Raw genomic sequence first — 15,804 nt, 5'->3', positions numbered from 1 at the left:
CCAGATAATAGAATCTGTTTTAATTAACGGAGTTAAAAGTCCTGAAATTTCAGGATTTCCTCAAAGGGATATTACTGCCCGGGCTTTTGAATTTTTACACGCTGTGCCATGCAGTCGCCGCATATGACCTGGACAGAGTCCGGAAATGATCTGTTAAGGTCCATGTCACCGGTGTCTATGAAAAGCTCCTTTGTCATCATCAGTTTTGCATTTGTGGCGGCAATGATTATATTTTCAGTACCGGTTTTTCTGAGCACCTCTGGTGAAAACTGCTGGTTTCCCCGTCCCAGAATAAATCCCTGGGCACCTATCGGGCTGATTATTATCTTTGCCTTTTTGTGCCCTTCAAGAAGTTTTAGTATATCCCTTTCGCTTAAATCCCGCCCGATTAACCTGCCTGAGAACAGTGCGTCAATCCCGAGGAGTGTGTAGCCTGATAGCCCGAGTTCATCCAAAATGGATTTTGCCGTCGTGCCTGCACCGATGAGATACAGCGTGTCATCAGAGAGGATCTCTGCAAGGAAACGACCGATCTCCTTTCTGTTTCTCTCGTCACTGCCGGAGGAGACCCATTTTCCGCCCTGTGATTTTTGCGGTATCAAAGGGACTTTCGCCTCTGCAAAGATCACAGTCTTCAGCCTGCCTTTTCTGTACTCCTCCTCGTCTATGTCCATGACCTCTGTTTTTACAATGCTTAAATCAGGAAAACGGTTTACTATATCCGCACCTGTCTTTGGTGTCAGGGCAAAAATTCCCGAAAACATCTTGACGCCTGAGGGTATTCCAAGCAGCGGAACTTTATCCCCTGTTGCAGAAACGACATCCCTTGCAGTACCGTCTCCTCCGCAGAAAACGATCATTTCAACGCCTGCCTTTAGCATCATCAGGCATGCTTTTTTTGTATCCTCTGCCGATGTCGGATTATTCGGGTTGAAAACGACTTTGTATCTGGCAGTGCCTGTGCTTTTCAGGAGTCCCTCACCCATCAGACCGCCGGCGGTAAAAAACATGATTTCTGAGAGGTCAAGTGCCCGGACAAACTCAGCCGCCTTTTTTTCTGCAACAGGCTCTGCACCGAGCTCCAATGCCCTTTCGTACTGTCCGTCTGTGCCCTTAAGGGCGACTTTTCCCCCCATCCCGGCCACCGGGTTTATCAGAAATCCTATTTTTTTCATTTCACTGTTTTTAATCTTCAATGTGTGGTAGTTTTGAAAGTGATTCCTTAATTAATTCTGCCGGGTATTCGTAGTCCGGCAGCGTTTTGTTGAAGTATGCCTCGTATGCCGACATGTCAAAGTGTGCATGTCCGCTCAGGTTGAATACAATTGTCTTCTCCTCACCCGTTTTTTTGCACAAAAGTGCCTGTTCAACCGCTGCCTTTATCGCATGGGCTGATTCCGGTGCGGGAATTATTCCTTCGGTTTTTGCAAAGTCAACTGCCACTTTGAAGCATTCGTTTTGGTGGTATGCAACCGATTTTATCAGGCCGTCCGCATGGAGGCGTGATACAAGCGGGGACATTCCGTGATACCTGAGTCCTCCGGCATGAATTGACGGCGGGATGAAGTCATGGCCGAGTGTGTACATCTGCATAATCGGGGTTAGTCCCGCAACATCACCGAAGTCATACGCATAAAGGCCTTTTGTAAGGGTCGGGCAGGCGGCAGGCTCTGATGCGATGATCTCGACATCAGGGTTCTTCTTTTCAATTTTGTCCCTGACAAACGGGAATGCTATCCCAGCAAAGTTTGAGCCTCCCCCCGCACAGCCGATTACGATATCAGCCGTTTCTTCTGCGATATCCAGCTGTTTTCGGGCCTCAAGTCCGATTACTGTCTGGTGGAGGCAGACATGATTTAGAACGGAACCAAGAGCATAGTTTGTGTTCTCATGCGTTGCGGCGTCCTCTACTGCCTCAGAGATTGCAATTCCGAGACTTCCGGATGTATTGGGATCGCGTTTTAGAATTTCCCTGCCTGAATTTGTCATTGTTGTCGGGCTCGGGTAGCATTTTGCACCCCAGGTCTGCATCATCATCTTCCGGTATGGTTTTTGTTCATAGCTTCCCCTGACCATGTAGATGGTGCATTCCATCCCGAAGAACTGTGTTGCAAACGAGAGTGCGGAACCCCACTGCCCTGCACCTGTTTCGGTTGCGATTCTCTCAATGCCGTCCTCTTTGTTGTAGTAAGCCTGTGCAACGGAAGTGTTTGTCTTGTGGCTTCCTGAGGGGCTTTGTCCTTCGTATTTGTAGTAGATTTTTGCAGGTGTTTTCAGGAGCTTTTCAAGCCTCTCTGCCCTTAAGAGAGGGGATGGTCTCCACAGTGTCAGTATCTCCCTGACTTCAGGAGGTATGTCTATGTATTTTTCTGTTGAGAACTCCTGTTTAATCAGACCGTCAGCAAATATCGGTGCAAGATCCTTTGCCTCCACCGCTTTCTTTGTAATCGGATTATGGGGTATTCCCGGCAGATTCGGCATATCCGCCTGTATGTTGTACCATTTTTTTGGGATTTCATTCTCATCGAGAATTATCTTTGTGGGCATGCTACACCTGTTAGGGTTTGTACATATATATACATTATTGTACAAAATAAGCACAATTGCATATATCAGCATCTCTCTTAAGCCCGTCTTTACCTATAAAGATAACATGGATCAGTTTCAGAAATACTAAACCGGAATATATGAAAGCCAGTTTTGATCCGGAATCATTTGGTGAGTACCTTGAGAAATTCAGCCTTGAGGGTGACGCCTGTGGTGAAATGCCGGGAAGTATTACAAATTTAACCTCTTTTGAAGGAAGACCTGATATCACTAAGTATACAAACGAATTCTGGACATCAAAACAAAGGCAGGCATCATCAATCCACGAGGTTTCATACAGGGCATGCTTTAAACCCCAGCTGCCCCGTTTTTTTATTGATCTCCTCACAGATTCGGGTGATGTTGTTTATGATCCCTTCACAGGCAGGAACTACGGTAATTGAGGCAGGGCTTATGGGGAGAAATGCTGTTTCAAATGACATCAACCCTTTAAGCAGAATACTCTGCGAGCCCAGGTTTTCTCCGCCTGATATCAATTGTGTGAAAGAAAGGCTTGACAGGATTAATCTGGAAAAAAATCTCTCAGGTGACATAGATCTCTCTATGTTTTATGAAAAGGAAACAGAATCCGAGATTGTATCTTTGAAAAATTATCTTTTTGAGAGAAAGGAGTCGGGAGAAGAAGACAACACCGACAGATGGATCAGGATGGTCGCAACAAACCGCCTTACAGGGCATTCCTCCGGATTTTTTTCGGTATATACACTCCCGCCCAATCAGGCTGTATCTCCCCGGAGCCAGATAAAAATTAACGAAAAAAGAAACCAGACTCCCGAATACCGGGATACAAAAAAGCTTATTCTGAAAAAAACACGGGCTCTCTTAAAAAGACTGACCGAAGCCGAGAGGGAAAATCTGAAAAAGGCCGGTAAAACTGCTGCTTTCCTGCAATGTGATGCGGGAGAGACAAAAGAAATACCACAAAATTCCGTCTCCCTCACTGTAACATCACCTCCGTTTCTTGATATTGTTCAGTATGCAGGTGACAACTGGCTGAGATGCTGGTTCAACTCACTTGACGAGAGAGAGATCGGAAAAAAGATTACAATGTCAAAGACCCTTCCCGAATGGACAGGCGTTATGCAGAATGTTTTTCATGAACTCTTCAGGATAACAAAACCGAAAGGATGGGTTGCGTTTGAAGTAGGGGAGGTCAGGAACGGGAAAGTCTGCCTTGATGAACATGTAATACCAATAGGCAGAGAGGCAGGATTTACCTGTGCCGGTGTTTTGATAAACGAGCAGGACTTTACCAAGACTTCAAACATCTGGGGTATCTCAAACAAAAAGAACGGAACCAATACAAACAGGATTGTGGTATTTCAAAAATAATCAGAAACAGATGCAAATTCAAAAAATATTTATTTCTCCTAAATTAATTTTCCTTTATGTCAAAAATCACAGATGTTGCAATATTTTTAACAGCATCAGTTGTTGTCTTTGTGATCTTGTTCTTTGCCGGATTTAGTATAATAAATCCGTCTCCTGATCCTGAAAATAGTCCGGATATTCAAAATGAAATGATGACCGGAATTTCGGATTTTCAGGGGTATGTGCAGGAAGGGTTCTATGAATTAAATGAAATTGCGTCTTCTGCCGCAGAAAGGATCTCCAAAACGGGCCTTGATGGTGAGGGCACGGAAAAAATACTTGAAGAATATATGAGCAAAAATCCATCCATCGTAACTATCGGGACTTTTGACGGGGCCGGTTACGTAAAGGCTATGGTGCCTGTGTCCCATCAGGAAATTGTCGGAAAGGATCTTGGAAACACACCTGTTGTATCCCTTATGAATTCCCGGAAAGTTCCCCTGATGACAGATCAGTTTGATCTTGCAGAAGGAGGAAAGGCGGCATCTATAAACTACCCGGTATTTACCGGTGATGACAGGTATGCAGGATTCGTAAGTCTTACATTTGATCCTGCAATCATGTTTGGTGATATTTTAAAGAAGAATTTTTATCAGGACGAATTTCAGTTCATGGCAGTTCAGAAAAACGGAGTGATCCTCTATGATGAAGACCCTGAAGAGATCGGAAAAAACACATTTAAAGATCCCATGTATGAGGATTACCCTGAAATATCCGGATTTGGAGAGCAATTTGCGGAGAAATGGTCAGGAAGGTATGTTTATCGTTTCACTGATCCAGGCTCCCTTAAAGAGGCGAAAAAAGAGGCATTCTGGACAACATGCGGTATTCATGGCACTGAATGGAGAATAATGATAATAAAGACTCTTTAATGCTTTAATCAGACGAATCCTCTGATCAACACATATCTTTTTTTTCCCCCGATATTCCCAATCGTATCTGAATCATTTTTATATCTGAATGTGCATCTATCTCTAAAAAAAGGAGTGAACTTTTAATGAACGCAGACATTTTATTTGAAAAAGCCCTGACCGAAGTTGATAAACTTGTAAATGCGGGAACAGTTCTTGGAGACCCTGTTGAAATTGGGGATATCATTGCAATTCCTGTTGCATCATTTGGCTTTGGGTTTGGTGCAGGATTCGGGGGAAGTGAGCAGGACGGCGGTGCAGGAGCTGGTGCAGGTGGCGGTGTGTCCCCTGTTGCCATGATAATTGTCGATAAAAATCTTAAAGGGCCTGAGCACATAAGGGTCATTCCTGTAAGAAAACCAGGGCCGATCACCGAGGCGATTAATGCAGTAGGAAATGAAATTCTGCCAAAGGTAATGGAAGTCATAAAGGAAAAAGAAGAGACAAAAAAATCAGAAGAAGAAAATATTCAGGAAAGCAAGTAAAAAAAAGTGGTGATTTGCCATCCTGCAATATATCCTTTATTTTTTAGTGCTGATTCTTGCAGTATTAATTCTTCATATAACCGTTCTGCCTGTCTATCTAAGAGGCAGGATAAAACCGGGGCTGAAGAATAATGCATACATATCATTAGCCTGGGGTATTTTAAGACTCCGTGCGGATATAAAGGATAACGAAACCTTTTCTGTTAAATTTATGGGATTTTCGGTGGTTGAAAAACCTGTTTCATCCTTAATTAAAAAAGGTGAGGAAAAGATAAAAGAGGAGAAACAAAAACCCGAAGCTCCACAGAAATCAAAAAAAACCGATATAAAGGTTATTTTTTCACTAAAATCAGATGTTTTAGATATTTTAAGACAGATTTCAATAAGCCGTCTTTACCTTCGTCTCCGGTTCGGCCTGGATGATGCGGCAGAGACAGGGATGATATACGGACTTTTAATGGCGGCAAAAGGTGTTTTATGCAGTGAAAAAAGGGTTGATATAGATGTATTTCCGGTTTTTGACGAATTTGCATTTGAGCCCGACTTTGAATTTGAAATCACGGTCAGGAGACTTTTTAGATTATTCCTTCCTGCATTCAGGATGTACCGTAAAATATCAAAATCATCCAAATCATCAAAAACCTCAGAAAAGAATCCGGCTGAGCTGAATAAAAGCATGGGTGCCCCGTTATGAAGACAGAAAAAAAACTTATCGGAGGAAGGCTGCTTAGTGTTGCCGGCATGAAAATAATGCCTGTTGTAAGTGCCGATATCTCTGTTTATGACAGTCTTGGTGGGAATTGCTCTGCAAAGCCGGTCGGCCTGATTATTACATCCGGCGATTTTGCATTTAAAATTTCACTTGAAAAAGAGGAAGGTTGGCTTGAGGATTTTTTGAGTCAGCAGTCTACTCGTGCCTCAGAGCCTCAATCGGATTAAGGTTTGCCGCCTTCCATGCCGGGTAAATCCCTGACAGAAGACTTGTTGCAATTCCAAATGCCATCCCGAAGGGTATGTACACGAGGGTTGAGGGTTCAAAGAGATATGAGGTCTCCTGAAGCATTACATAGATTGCGAGATATCCCCCGAGAAAACTGAACAAAGCACCGACCGCCGCTCCGAAGAATCCGAGAATCAGGGCTTCGTACAAAAACATCTTCATGACCTCGCTTTTCTGAGTCCCTATGCTTCTTATGATTCCAATCTCTTTGATTCTCTCTGTAACCGACATCATCTGAACATTGAATATCGAGACTCCTGCCACAATGAGTGATATTCCTCCGATTGCGGTTGTGAACATTGATATTTTGCCGAAGGTGTCAAGAATGGTCTCAAGAATCGCCTTTGTGTCAAATGCGTTTATGACATCATCCTTTCTGTTCATCTTCTTTTCAATTGCACTTTTTACAGAATCGATCTCGTTTATGTCCCTAACCTTGACAATGACCTGATCATAGTCTTCCTGGTCATATGCTGATTTGTAAAATTTGTCCTCGACAATAATGGCATAATCAGGATTTATATCGAATCCCATCCCCCGTTCCTTTAATATGCCGACTATTCTCAGCTTTTTATCGCCGAGTTTTATTTTGCTCCCTATTTTGAGGTCAAACTCATCTGCAATGCGGGTGCCTGCTATTGCTCCTGATGAACTTTTAAGCCACTGCCCTTCCTCGAGATCGAGCATAATGGGGATGTCGGTCGGTTTCATTCCGTAAACAGATGCAATTCCATCCTCTCCCCCGACTTCTATTGTGTCTGCGGTTGAGTATATCGGTATCACATCGTTTGGCCCGGCAGCGCTTTTGATGTCCTTTAGCATCCTTTCGGTTATTTTATCGTCGGTTGTGGCGCTTGCAGGTCCCTGTGAGACCCCGCCGTGCGGATATATCACAATTGAGTCGCCCACATCAGAGAGGGATTCCGAAACCGAGAGTACAAGACTGTTTCCAAGCATCCCCATAGCAGAAATTGCCGCAACGCCTATGACAATTCCTATGACTGCAAGCGATGATCTTAAGAGGTGGAGACGGACGCTTCTCTTTGCAAATTCAAAGAAGATACCTTTGATAAATTTCATTTTATCTCACCATCTGTTATCACTATTTTTTTGTTGGCATATTCTGCGATATCGGCATCATGTGTTACCATGATAACAGTCTTTCCCTGCCGGTTGAGTTCTGCCAAAAGATCCATCACCTGGCTTCCTGTCTTTGAGTCAAGGTTACCGGTAGGCTCGTCGCAGAGCATGATTTTCGGGTTGTTGATAAGTGCCCTTGCAATTGCAACCCTCTGCTGCTGTCCGCCGGAGAGTTCTGTTGGTTTGTGGTGCATTAGGTGATCTGTGAGCCCCACCCGTTCAAGCAGCTTTTCGCATCTTCCTTCATAGTCGCCGTGGCGGTATTTGAGAATATAGGGGTATTCGACATTTTCCTTGACTGTAAGAAGGGGAAGCAGATTGAACTGCTGGAAAATAAATCCGATATTGTCCCTCCGAAGACTTGTCAGCTCCTCATCTGTCAGATTCTTTATGTTTGTTCCGTCGATGAAGAGATCACCATCAGTCGGGACATCAAGAGAACCGATTAAATTAAGCATCGTTGATTTGCCTGACCCGGAAGGCCCCATTATAGCCAGAAAATCGCCGGGCATGACCTCAAGTGATACATGGTTTAAGGCAGTCACATCCCCGAACGGAAGAGAATAGATTTTTGATACGTCTTTAAGCTCGATTACCGGTGTCTGTGCGTTCAATCGGTCTAACCCCCAAAAAATATTATTTTCATGGAATTAATCCCTGATTTACTGTTTTTTCCATGAATAGTATATTGCACCGCCGACACTTGCGATAATTACCAGCACCAGTACAGCTATTCCAATCGGAAATCCTTCATCGGATGATGTGCTGTTTTTTGTGTTATCTGTTTTTTTTCCGGGAAGGTTGCTACCAAGACTGATGTCAACTGTCTTTGAGTACTGGTTTCCGTCCTCATCCTTGTAACTGATAACCAGAGGAACTGTGTTTTCACCGTCTGCCAGGAATGTAACATCAAAGCTTGAGAAGTCGTCAGGCTCAAGTTCGCCTATTACATACAGGCGGTTTGGCTCTGTCGGTACTGCAGGTTCTGCGGTTGTAACCACAACAGACTTTGCATTTTCCAGTCCTGCATTTGTCACGTCACCTGATATTTTGTATCCTGCCCCTTCAAAAACGACCTCGATATTGTTTACGACGGGGTCTGCGTTCTTCTTTCCGTCTTCAAGTGATACAGGAACTCTAAGCACTGATTCATGTGAGTTGATTCCGTTTCTGTATTCGGTAATGAATCTGATCTCACCGTTTTCAGCCGGTGTTACGTCAAAGCTGACTTCAGAACTTTGGTCGGATTCAAGCTCTCCGATAAAGCGGCTTGTTTGTGTAAAGGAGGCAGTTGTGCTCTCAGGTCTTACCACAATTCCGTTAATCGCGTTTTCACGGGGATTTCCAATGCTGATTGTGATTGTATCCTTCACGTCCTTTTGAAATGAATCCGGCTTTGTAACAAGTGATACTTCAAGGGGCGTGGACTCAACTTTTAGTGGAATCAGGTAGCTTAAACTGCCGCTGTTGCTGAATTCGATGTAGAATTTCGGGTAGTATATCGCATCTGACTTTTTTGCACGAACCGTGAATGTGAAGTCCTTTGAAACACCGGGACCGATTGCACCCACAGTTGCATATGCCTCACTGTTCAGGACATCAACGTCTTTTGAATATACTGTTGCCCTTTTGATATCAACACTCTGGGCGCCTGTATTTTTTATTGTGACCTTTATTGTGCCTGTATCGCCGGATATGAAAACCAATGGATCGGTCTCATATGACATGATTGATATCTGCGATGCAGGCGTGGCTGTGGTTTGCGCCAAAGCAGCAGGGACGATCAGTGCCGCTGCCAGAATCATCACAGCCATCATGGGGATTAATTTTTTCATATAGATTATCTCCGGTTTTTATCATGGAATTTACATCAGTAGTGTTCCAAGGATAAATAAAATGTACAGAATTACAGGGACTCCGACTGTTATTGCGGCATCTCTCATGCTGATTTTTCTGCACTCCTTAATTCCGAACAGCCATATGTTTGCGCTCCATAGTAAAAATACAATGCTGATTACAGATATTGCCGTAATCATAGGGCCGGATGATATCATCTCAACGTAAGCCTGTATCTGTTCAGGATTGGTTGTTGGTACAACCGTAATTGATGAAATGTGCATGTATGTAAGCACTGATGTGATAAGGCCTGAGATGATCTGCGGGATGTATCCGTAGGAGGTGATTGCAAGAGTTTTGTTAAAAGAGCCCGTTCCTTTGAAGAGGGCCGATATTCCGTGAAATATTGCTGCAAAAATTACCCATAATATGAATGTCATTATGATTGTAACAGCAAATGTTATGACTGAAATGACAGGCTTCATGAATTCCGCTTCCGGGGGCAGGAATGCACCTGTTATGGATGCGGATATAACTGCTGTAAGCGAAGCGATTACAGCCAGAATTAATATAATTACTATCGGGGCCTTCAGGCTGTCCTCCTGTTTGCAAAACGACTCAAAAAAATTCTTTGGTGATAAAAGAATATCTTTTACTGGAATCATGTCTTTTATTATCAACAGATTCTTTATATAAATTGTATGGATGCGTTTAATCCCCCCGTTGATTTATTTTAGTAAACACATACCCGATTCAGACTCAGGTTTTTGTTTTGAATGCCCGGAGAAATAGTTGTCCCTCTGGAAAAATTGTTCTGAATTTTAAAAATATATATTTAAGCCGGAGATTCATCCATCTCCAGGAATGTTGTTACAATCTGCCCGTATTCTTCCGGTGCATAGGATGAACCCACATGTGGAATGCCTTTGAACCTGACAAGCCATGAACCGTCAATTTTGTCTGCGATATCCACTGCAACCGACTGCGGGGTTATGTCGTCTGCTGTGCCTGTGATAAGCATGACATCATTTGTGATCCCTGAAAGACCGTCATAGCTGCCTTCGTACAGAAGGTTTGCGACAGCCTCTTTTTGCACTCCTTTTGGAGAATCAGGGTTTTCTGCCGCATCTTTCAAGAGTCCGTGCAGCTTCTCCGTTTCAGGAATGTTGGAACTGTATGCGGCAGAGGAGAGTACGGCTTTTCTCACTTTATCAGGGTGATCGATTAAAAGCCGCTGTGAGACTGTTGATCCCATTGAAACACCGTAGATATTCATCTTCTCATATCCAAGTGCAGTGATCAGATCTGCCGCATCGTCCGAGAGCTGTGATATGGTAAACTGTTCTTCAACATCAGTACTCTTTCCAATACCCCTGTGATCATACAGGAAAACATGATATTTCTCAGAAAGGATACCGATAAAAGTGGTATTCCAGTCTTCCATAACGCCGCCGAATCCGATAATCATAAGCAGCGGTTCTTTATTTTCCGTTCCGAATTCACGGTATGCAATAGTAACTCCGTTTACGTCACTGTACTGGACCTGTGAGTCGTCATATGAAACGGGTTGAAGGGTTGTCTCCTGGGTCTTGACGATTACAACATTCTTTTCTGTTGTGTCGGATGATGAGATGCAGCCGGCTGTAAAAATTATGCTGACTGCAAGCATCAGGGTAATTGCCGTGATTGCTGTTGCTTTCATATTATATCTCCCTTGTATCTTTTTTTTGATTAATGTGAAAAGTGGTTATTCTCAGGTTTTATATATTTTTATATAGGCCTGCCGGAGATATAAAACAGAATAAATGATTCTGAAATTAAAAAAGGATATCAGGTTTTTGAATATTGATATTTTTAAAGATTATTTTTCATCTGTTTCATTACAGCAAGCCTGAGAACTGATTCGGGTATCTCACGGTAAAAACCCTGCTGACATGAATCATTGTCACCGCCTCCACAGCCTGAGCATGCCATTCCGCAGTATTTCCGTGGGTCAGGGAGGGGTGTTATTTCTTCGAGTGAAAGACCGTTTATTGCCATAAGAGACTCTTCGAATCTCTCAGAAATTTTATCCGTTGTCTCCTGAAGTTTCAGTGAAAATCCTTTTCCCTCCGCAATTGTCTTTAAATCTTCGGTTACTTCCTTTACCGTCCTTCCCGTATCAGGGCATCTTAGTGGCGGCTGTGTGGGGTCGTCTTTGCATCTGAGCTGTATAAGAATCTCTTTCATATTGATATCACCGATATTTTATTTTCTGAATGTCTCGTCAATCCAGCCTGATATGTCATCCCTTACGTTTCTAAACCCTTTTGTGATCTCATCCTTGTTTCCGCTGAAAACATACGGATCTGAAAAGACCTTTCTGATAAAATTCTCTGTTTTTGGGAATTCAACTGATTCACGTTCGCAGTCGCACATTAATACAACTGTGTCAAACACTTTGCCGTTAAATTCAGAGATATTTTTTGTTTTTTTATCCGAGATATCAATCCCTGACTCTTTTAAAACACTGATTGTGATTTTGTTAATCTCTTCTGACGGGTTTACTCCCGCACTAAAAGCCTGATATTTATTGCCGTAGCGGTTATTCAAAAACGCCTCGGCCATTTGTGATCTGCCGGCGTTATGGTTGCAGATGAAGAGAATATCCTTTTTTTCCGTCATTTTTACCTTACATCCGGATATTTTTTTATGTTATTTTAATTTGTTTTTTTAACTGAAGTAAATGTTTATCCAGTCAGAAAGACTCTCGCGAAGCATCCTGAATCCTGAAAGTCCGTCATCTCCAAAACCGGCCGGCACATTTACATAGTGTATCACCGTCTGTTTTGACTCCGGAAGGTAATGGGCAGACATGTGTGCATTTTCACATAAAAAGACAATATAATCAAACTTTTTATCAGAAACCATTCCGAGTGTCTGAGGTTTGTGCTCTTTTATATCGATTCCCGATTCAGCCAGAACGGCAACTGCCCTTTTGTCAGTCTCGCCCAGGTAAAGACCTGCACTAAATGACTCATATCTGTCACCGTACAGGTTTTTTAGTATCCCTTCAGCCATCGGGGATCGTGCGGAATTGTATGTGCAGACAAACAAAACAGATTTTTTCAGGCTCTTCATGTTTACTGGAAAATGTTTGATTTCGGAGATTTCTCCTTTAATTTTCTCTGTTTTTTGTTCCATAATATGTATCCCGATATGATTGCAATTATCAGGATTAATACGGCGGCAGCCCCGTATTTTATGTCTATCAGGAAAAGCTGCCGGATATATTCTGTTCCGATTGCAATTGCGTAACATCCGAATAGTGAACCGGATACAACGGCAATGAAAATTTTTTGAGGAGTCATCCCGATTATTCTTCCAAGAATGGGTGTTGCAACCCCTCCTGTGCCCTGCATCGGAACCATCACAACTATGCCGAGGCCTATTGTTGAAAGCCTCTCAACCCATCGGTGTTTGTGGAAGAATGTCTCCCCGTGCTCCATGAATGATTTCATGAATCTGTCTCCGAGAACCGGTATCTTAAGCGCCAGATCAAAGTTGAGCAGCATAAAGAGGGTTGAGAGTATGTCTGTAAGTGCAAGCGAGAATGCAAGAATCCACCATGGAATGCCGAGTGATATCCCGATTGGTATGACGGATTCCTTCCCTGCGGGGGGAATGAAGTATATGAACATCATCCCCATGAGTGCAACATATACCTCATAGGGGAGTGCTGCATACATCAGGAGGCAATATCCACCGAGTAAAAGGAAGGGAACTGTCAGTTTAAAAAGAAGCATTCCTGCATGTGACATATTACCCAAACATATGGGGGATGCTCCTTCCATTTCTTAGAAGTGGTAATTAAATGTAGATAAATTGCTATCCTTAATGTGGCAGAAGAGTCTGTTGACAAGAGTAAAAGATGATATTGAATGCCTGTATGTTCGGGATTTTTCATTCATTTCCGAAAGTATAAAGGCAGTTTGTTGTATCTATGTAAAATCTCTTTTTAGTCATTATTATCTGTTATTTAAAACAGCTTTTCGCTGATTTCAGATGAAATTTAAAAAATACAGGTGAGAAATTATCTCAGGGTGATTATTTCTTCTTTTTTATGGGGATGCTTCTTAGTTTTCTGGAGCTTTTTCTTCTGTAAAAATATACTGCGGCCGCTATTGCTATAACCAAAAGGACAACTGCCACTGCAGCCATGAGATCTGTTTTGAAGAGCATTATCACATATTCAAAACCGAGGGCAATCAGGTATGATCCAAGGAATGCACCGATTGCTATTGAGAAAAAAACTTTCATTTTTGGCATTCCAAGCATTCGCCCGACAAGAGTGCCACCGACACCCCCTGACCCCTGGAAAGGCACCATTACAAAGACAACAAGTCCTGCCTCGGAGAGCCGTTCAATCCATGGACGTTTTTTAAAGAAAGCCTCTCCGCTGTCCATAAATCCACTGATCCAGGGGCCGAGGAATGGGATTTTTGTTGCCAGATCAAAGTTCAGGGCCATGAAAAGACCTGCACATACGTCCATCATTGCAGTCGATGAAGCGATTATCCACCACGGTATGCCAAGTGCAATCCCGAGGGGAATTACCGACTCCTTTCCTGCCGGAGGGATGAGGTTTATGACCATTAAACCCATCAGCTTTTCAAACATCCCGAAAGGGAGTGCCACAAAAAGCATTGAAAAGTATGCTCCGCCGAGTATGAAGGGTGCTGAAAGGTTTAATAAAAGTTTTTTCCCCGGTGAAAGACCTTCAAAAAATCCGGTAATTTTGGAAGTAATGTCTGCCATCAGGAATCCTGAAAAAAATATGTATTCAGAGTTCGCCTATACGGCGGACTGCCTCTTTTAATGTGTTCATGTCAGCAGCGTATGAGATGCGTATCCAGCCGGGTGCATTGAATGCAGTACCCGGAGTTGTTGCGACATGGCCCTCATCAAGCCACTTCGCACTCACTGCCATATCATCACCGTCAATGTTGACAAATGCATAGAACGCACCGTCTGCAGGTGCTGTTTTGTACCCTATGTCGTTTAACGCACCAATCAGGTATCTGCGACGTTTGTCAAACTCCTGCCTCATATCCTCAACACAGGACTGGTCACCCCTCAGTGCCTCAACCGCACCCCACATCGCAAATGTTGCGGGGTGGCTTATTGTGTGCTGCTGAACCTTTGTCATTTGCTTTAATATCGGCAGGGGAGCTGCTGCATAGCCTATTCTCCACCCTGTCATTGCATATGCCTTTGAGAATCCGTTGACAGTGATTGTTCTCTCGTGCATGTCGCCTAGGGATGCAATCGAGATGTGCTCTTTGTCATAGATGAGCTTCTCATAGATCTCATCAGAGAGGGCTATTAGGTCATTGTCCTCACAGACATCCTTTAGCAAACGCAGTGATTCCATTCCGAGAACAGATCCTGTCGGGTTTGACGGGGTGTTGAAGACAATCATCTTGGTTTTGCTGTTGATCTTTTCAAGAACCGAGTCGTCAACCTGAAAATCGCTCTGTCTCAGGGAATGGTGCACGGGGTTTCCGTCGGCGATTTTTACTGCCGGTTCATAGCTGACCCATGACGGATCAAGGATTAAGACCTCATCTCCGGGATTTACGCAGGCCTCCATTGCCTCGTAGATTGTGTCCTTGGCACCGCATGATACGATAATCTCAGCAGCGGAGGTTTCTATTGAATTCTCAGCCTTCAGCTTGTCTGCTATCGCTTCCCTGAGTTCCAGAAGTCCCTGACTTGCTTCGTAGTGGGTTTTTCCTTCCAAAAGAGCCCTGATACATGCATCTGTAATATGTTTTGGTGTGTCAAAGTCCGGCTCCCCTATGGAGAGGGATATGACATCAGTCCCTTCGGCCTTCATCCGTCTTGCCTTGTCGGTAATCTCGATTGTGGCCGAGGGTGGTATTCCTGATATTTTTAAAGAGAGGCTCTTCATTCCAATCTTTTAACGAGTTTTACAGCAGATTCGACAGCACGCTTTGCATAGTCAATTCTCTGGGTCGCTTCAAGGCGTGTCATGCCGGGCCCTGAGATGCCGAGTGTTACAGGTTTGTCAAACTCAAGTGAGAGGTCGATAATTTTCCTTGCCGCATGCTGGACAACGACTTCATCATGCTGGGTTGCACCCTCGATTACACATCCGATTGTAACGACTGCGTCGACTTTTCCGTCTTTTAGCATCTTTTTGATTGCAAGCGGCATGTCGTAAGCGCCGGGGACGTAGATTCTCTCGGTTACTTCTGCTCCGAGGAATTTTGCGTGTTCTTCTCCTTCGATTTCCATCATATAGGTTAAGTCGCGGTTAAATTCTGCGACAACGAATCCGAGTTTTATTGCCATAGTTTATCTCCTCTTAAAAATTGTCTGTAATTGTATTATCTTTTATTGGTGATAATTGCTGATAAAAAAAGTGATGCTAAAATGATATTGTAAAAAT

20 protein-coding genes are annotated in these 15,804 nt (G+C 43.4%); 6 read left to right on the top strand and 14 right to left on the bottom strand.

The window, feature by feature from the left end; all coding sequences use genetic code 11:
• Nucleotides 1–71: 71 nt before the first annotated feature.
• Both F1737_RS09565 and F1737_RS09560 read right to left on the bottom strand, forming a co-directional pair.
• Complete coding sequence (locus F1737_RS09565) at nucleotides 72–1,136, bottom strand: ATP-NAD kinase family protein (protein WP_317136358.1); 1,065 nt, start codon at nucleotides 1,134–1,136, stop codon at nucleotides 72–74.
• A gap of 49 nt (nucleotides 1,137–1,185) precedes the next feature.
• Entirely contained in the window at nucleotides 1,186–2,547 is a 1,362-nt protein-coding gene (locus F1737_RS09560) for a TrpB-like pyridoxal phosphate-dependent enzyme (RefSeq protein ID WP_317136357.1), read from the bottom strand.
• Between the two features lie 140 nt (nucleotides 2,548–2,687).
• On the opposite strand from F1737_RS09560, the gene F1737_RS09555 reads away from it, so the two are divergent.
• From F1737_RS09555 to F1737_RS09530, 6 genes are all read left to right on the top strand, one after another.
• Nucleotides 2,688–2,990, top strand: coding sequence for a hypothetical protein (locus F1737_RS09555; RefSeq protein WP_317136356.1), 303 nt, complete (start codon nucleotides 2,688–2,690; stop codon nucleotides 2,988–2,990).
• Complete coding sequence (locus tag F1737_RS09550) at nucleotides 2,956–3,939, top strand: site-specific DNA-methyltransferase (protein ID WP_317136355.1); 984 nt, start codon at nucleotides 2,956–2,958, stop codon at nucleotides 3,937–3,939. Before F1737_RS09555 ends, F1737_RS09550 begins: the two co-directional genes overlap by 35 nt.
• A 56-nt stretch (nucleotides 3,940–3,995) precedes the next feature.
• Nucleotides 3,996–4,850, top strand: a complete 855-nt coding sequence (locus tag F1737_RS09545; RefSeq protein WP_317136354.1) for a PDC sensor domain-containing protein — start codon at nucleotides 3,996–3,998, stop codon at nucleotides 4,848–4,850.
• Nucleotides 4,851–4,975: 125 nt separating this feature from the next.
• Entirely contained in the window at nucleotides 4,976–5,374 is a 399-nt protein-coding gene (locus F1737_RS09540; RefSeq protein WP_317136353.1) for a spore germination protein GerW family protein, read from the top strand.
• Between the two features lie 46 nt (nucleotides 5,375–5,420).
• A complete protein-coding gene (locus F1737_RS09535; protein ID WP_317136352.1) occupies nucleotides 5,421–6,068 on the top strand; it encodes a DUF2953 domain-containing protein in 648 nt (215 codons plus the stop codon).
• Entirely contained in the window at nucleotides 6,065–6,313 is a 249-nt protein-coding gene (locus F1737_RS09530) for a hypothetical protein (RefSeq protein ID WP_317136351.1), read from the top strand. Before F1737_RS09535 ends, F1737_RS09530 begins: the two co-directional genes overlap by 4 nt.
• Here F1737_RS09530 and F1737_RS09525 read toward each other — a convergent pair.
• From F1737_RS09525 to ribH, 12 genes are all read right to left on the bottom strand, one after another.
• Nucleotides 6,282–7,454 (bottom strand): ABC transporter permease, encoded by a 1,173-nt coding sequence (locus F1737_RS09525; protein WP_317136350.1) that lies wholly within the window; start codon nucleotides 7,452–7,454, stop codon nucleotides 6,282–6,284. The genes F1737_RS09530 and F1737_RS09525 overlap by 32 nt on opposite strands.
• Nucleotides 7,451–8,128 (bottom strand): ABC transporter ATP-binding protein, encoded by a 678-nt coding sequence (locus tag F1737_RS09520; RefSeq protein ID WP_317136349.1) that lies wholly within the window; start codon nucleotides 8,126–8,128, stop codon nucleotides 7,451–7,453. The genes F1737_RS09525 and F1737_RS09520 overlap by 4 nt, the downstream gene beginning before the upstream one ends.
• Before the next feature lie 48 nt (nucleotides 8,129–8,176).
• Complete coding sequence (locus F1737_RS09515; RefSeq protein WP_317136348.1) at nucleotides 8,177–9,349, bottom strand: COG1361 S-layer family protein; 1,173 nt, start codon at nucleotides 9,347–9,349, stop codon at nucleotides 8,177–8,179.
• Between the two features lie 30 nt (nucleotides 9,350–9,379).
• Nucleotides 9,380–10,015: a Yip1 family protein gene (locus F1737_RS09510; RefSeq protein WP_317136347.1), complete on the bottom strand. Its 636-nt coding sequence runs from the start codon at nucleotides 10,013–10,015 to the stop codon at nucleotides 9,380–9,382.
• A gap of 170 nt (nucleotides 10,016–10,185) precedes the next feature.
• Nucleotides 10,186–11,052 carry an alpha/beta fold hydrolase gene (locus F1737_RS09505; RefSeq protein ID WP_317136346.1) on the bottom strand — a complete coding sequence of 289 codons (867 nt, stop codon included), beginning with the start codon at nucleotides 11,050–11,052 and terminating at the stop codon, nucleotides 10,186–10,188.
• Between the two features lie 152 nt (nucleotides 11,053–11,204).
• Nucleotides 11,205–11,579: a DUF2703 domain-containing protein gene (locus F1737_RS09500; protein WP_317136345.1), complete on the bottom strand. Its 375-nt coding sequence runs from the start codon at nucleotides 11,577–11,579 to the stop codon at nucleotides 11,205–11,207.
• A gap of 18 nt (nucleotides 11,580–11,597) precedes the next feature.
• Nucleotides 11,598–12,014 carry an arsenate reductase ArsC gene (locus F1737_RS09495; protein WP_317136344.1) on the bottom strand — a complete coding sequence of 139 codons (417 nt, stop codon included), beginning with the start codon at nucleotides 12,012–12,014 and terminating at the stop codon, nucleotides 11,598–11,600.
• A gap of 48 nt (nucleotides 12,015–12,062) precedes the next feature.
• Complete coding sequence (locus F1737_RS09490) at nucleotides 12,063–12,470, bottom strand: arsenate reductase ArsC (RefSeq protein ID WP_317136343.1); 408 nt, start codon at nucleotides 12,468–12,470, stop codon at nucleotides 12,063–12,065.
• Between the two features lie 2 nt (nucleotides 12,471–12,472).
• Nucleotides 12,473–13,150 carry a small multi-drug export protein gene (locus F1737_RS09485; protein ID WP_317137890.1) on the bottom strand — a complete coding sequence of 226 codons (678 nt, stop codon included), beginning with the start codon at nucleotides 13,148–13,150 and terminating at the stop codon, nucleotides 12,473–12,475.
• Between the two features lie 286 nt (nucleotides 13,151–13,436).
• Nucleotides 13,437–14,147, bottom strand: a complete 711-nt coding sequence (locus F1737_RS09480) for a small multi-drug export protein (protein WP_317136342.1) — start codon at nucleotides 14,145–14,147, stop codon at nucleotides 13,437–13,439.
• Between the two features lie 25 nt (nucleotides 14,148–14,172).
• The gene (locus tag F1737_RS09475; protein ID WP_317136341.1) at nucleotides 14,173–15,303 is read right to left on the bottom strand and encodes a pyridoxal phosphate-dependent aminotransferase; all 1,131 of its coding nucleotides are present in this window, start codon (nucleotides 15,301–15,303) and stop codon (nucleotides 14,173–14,175) included.
• Nucleotides 15,300–15,707: a 6,7-dimethyl-8-ribityllumazine synthase gene (gene ribH / locus F1737_RS09470; protein WP_317136340.1), complete on the bottom strand. Its 408-nt coding sequence runs from the start codon at nucleotides 15,705–15,707 to the stop codon at nucleotides 15,300–15,302. Before ribH ends, F1737_RS09475 begins: the two co-directional genes overlap by 4 nt.
• Between the last annotated feature and the right edge of the window lie 97 nt (nucleotides 15,708–15,804).

The organism is Methanoplanus sp. FWC-SCC4 (assembly GCF_032878975.1).
Taxonomy (GTDB): domain Archaea; phylum Halobacteriota; class Methanomicrobia; order Methanomicrobiales; family Methanomicrobiaceae; genus Methanochimaera; species Methanochimaera problematica.
The sequence above is the reverse complement of the archived record's forward strand: the minus strand, read 5'-3'. Positions and strand labels throughout refer to the sequence as shown.

What these genes read in the sequence shown, in the direction of transcription:
- F1737_RS09515 (WP_317136348.1), bottom strand. Translation starts at nt 9,349, where the DNA reads ATGAAAAAATTAATCCCCATGATGGCTGTGATGATTCTGGCAGCGGCA.
- F1737_RS09545 (WP_317136354.1), top strand. Translation starts at nt 3,996, where the DNA reads ATGTCAAAAATCACAGATGTTGCAATATTTTTAACAGCATCAGTTGTT.
- F1737_RS09530 (WP_317136351.1), top strand. Translation starts at nt 6,065, where the DNA reads ATGAAGACAGAAAAAAAACTTATCGGAGGAAGGCTGCTTAGTGTTGCC.
- F1737_RS09510 (WP_317136347.1), bottom strand. Translation starts at nt 10,015, where the DNA reads ATGATTCCAGTAAAAGATATTCTTTTATCACCAAAGAATTTTTTTGAG.
- F1737_RS09555 (WP_317136356.1), top strand. Translation starts at nt 2,688, where the DNA reads ATGAAAGCCAGTTTTGATCCGGAATCATTTGGTGAGTACCTTGAGAAA.
- F1737_RS09490 (WP_317136343.1), bottom strand. Translation starts at nt 12,470, where the DNA reads ATGAAGAGCCTGAAAAAATCTGTTTTGTTTGTCTGCACATACAATTCC.
- F1737_RS09560 (WP_317136357.1), bottom strand. Translation starts at nt 2,547, where the DNA reads ATGCCCACAAAGATAATTCTCGATGAGAATGAAATCCCAAAAAAATGG.
- ribH (WP_317136340.1), bottom strand. Translation starts at nt 15,707, where the DNA reads ATGGCAATAAAACTCGGATTCGTTGTCGCAGAATTTAACCGCGACTTA.
- F1737_RS09475 (WP_317136341.1), bottom strand. Translation starts at nt 15,303, where the DNA reads ATGAAGAGCCTCTCTTTAAAAATATCAGGAATACCACCCTCGGCCACA.
- F1737_RS09485 (WP_317137890.1), bottom strand. Translation starts at nt 13,150, where the DNA reads ATGTCACATGCAGGAATGCTTCTTTTTAAACTGACAGTTCCCTTCCTT.
- F1737_RS09480 (WP_317136342.1), bottom strand. Translation starts at nt 14,147, where the DNA reads ATGGCAGACATTACTTCCAAAATTACCGGATTTTTTGAAGGTCTTTCA.
- F1737_RS09500 (WP_317136345.1), bottom strand. Translation starts at nt 11,579, where the DNA reads ATGAAAGAGATTCTTATACAGCTCAGATGCAAAGACGACCCCACACAG.
- F1737_RS09495 (WP_317136344.1), bottom strand. Translation starts at nt 12,014, where the DNA reads ATGACGGAAAAAAAGGATATTCTCTTCATCTGCAACCATAACGCCGGC.
- F1737_RS09550 (WP_317136355.1), top strand. Translation starts at nt 2,956, where the DNA reads ATGATCCCTTCACAGGCAGGAACTACGGTAATTGAGGCAGGGCTTATG.
- F1737_RS09565 (WP_317136358.1), bottom strand. Translation starts at nt 1,136, where the DNA reads ATGGGGGGAAAAGTCGCCCTTAAGGGCACAGACGGACAGTACGAAAGG.
- F1737_RS09525 (WP_317136350.1), bottom strand. Translation starts at nt 7,454, where the DNA reads ATGAAATTTATCAAAGGTATCTTCTTTGAATTTGCAAAGAGAAGCGTC.
- F1737_RS09505 (WP_317136346.1), bottom strand. Translation starts at nt 11,052, where the DNA reads ATGAAAGCAACAGCAATCACGGCAATTACCCTGATGCTTGCAGTCAGC.
- F1737_RS09540 (WP_317136353.1), top strand. Translation starts at nt 4,976, where the DNA reads ATGAACGCAGACATTTTATTTGAAAAAGCCCTGACCGAAGTTGATAAA.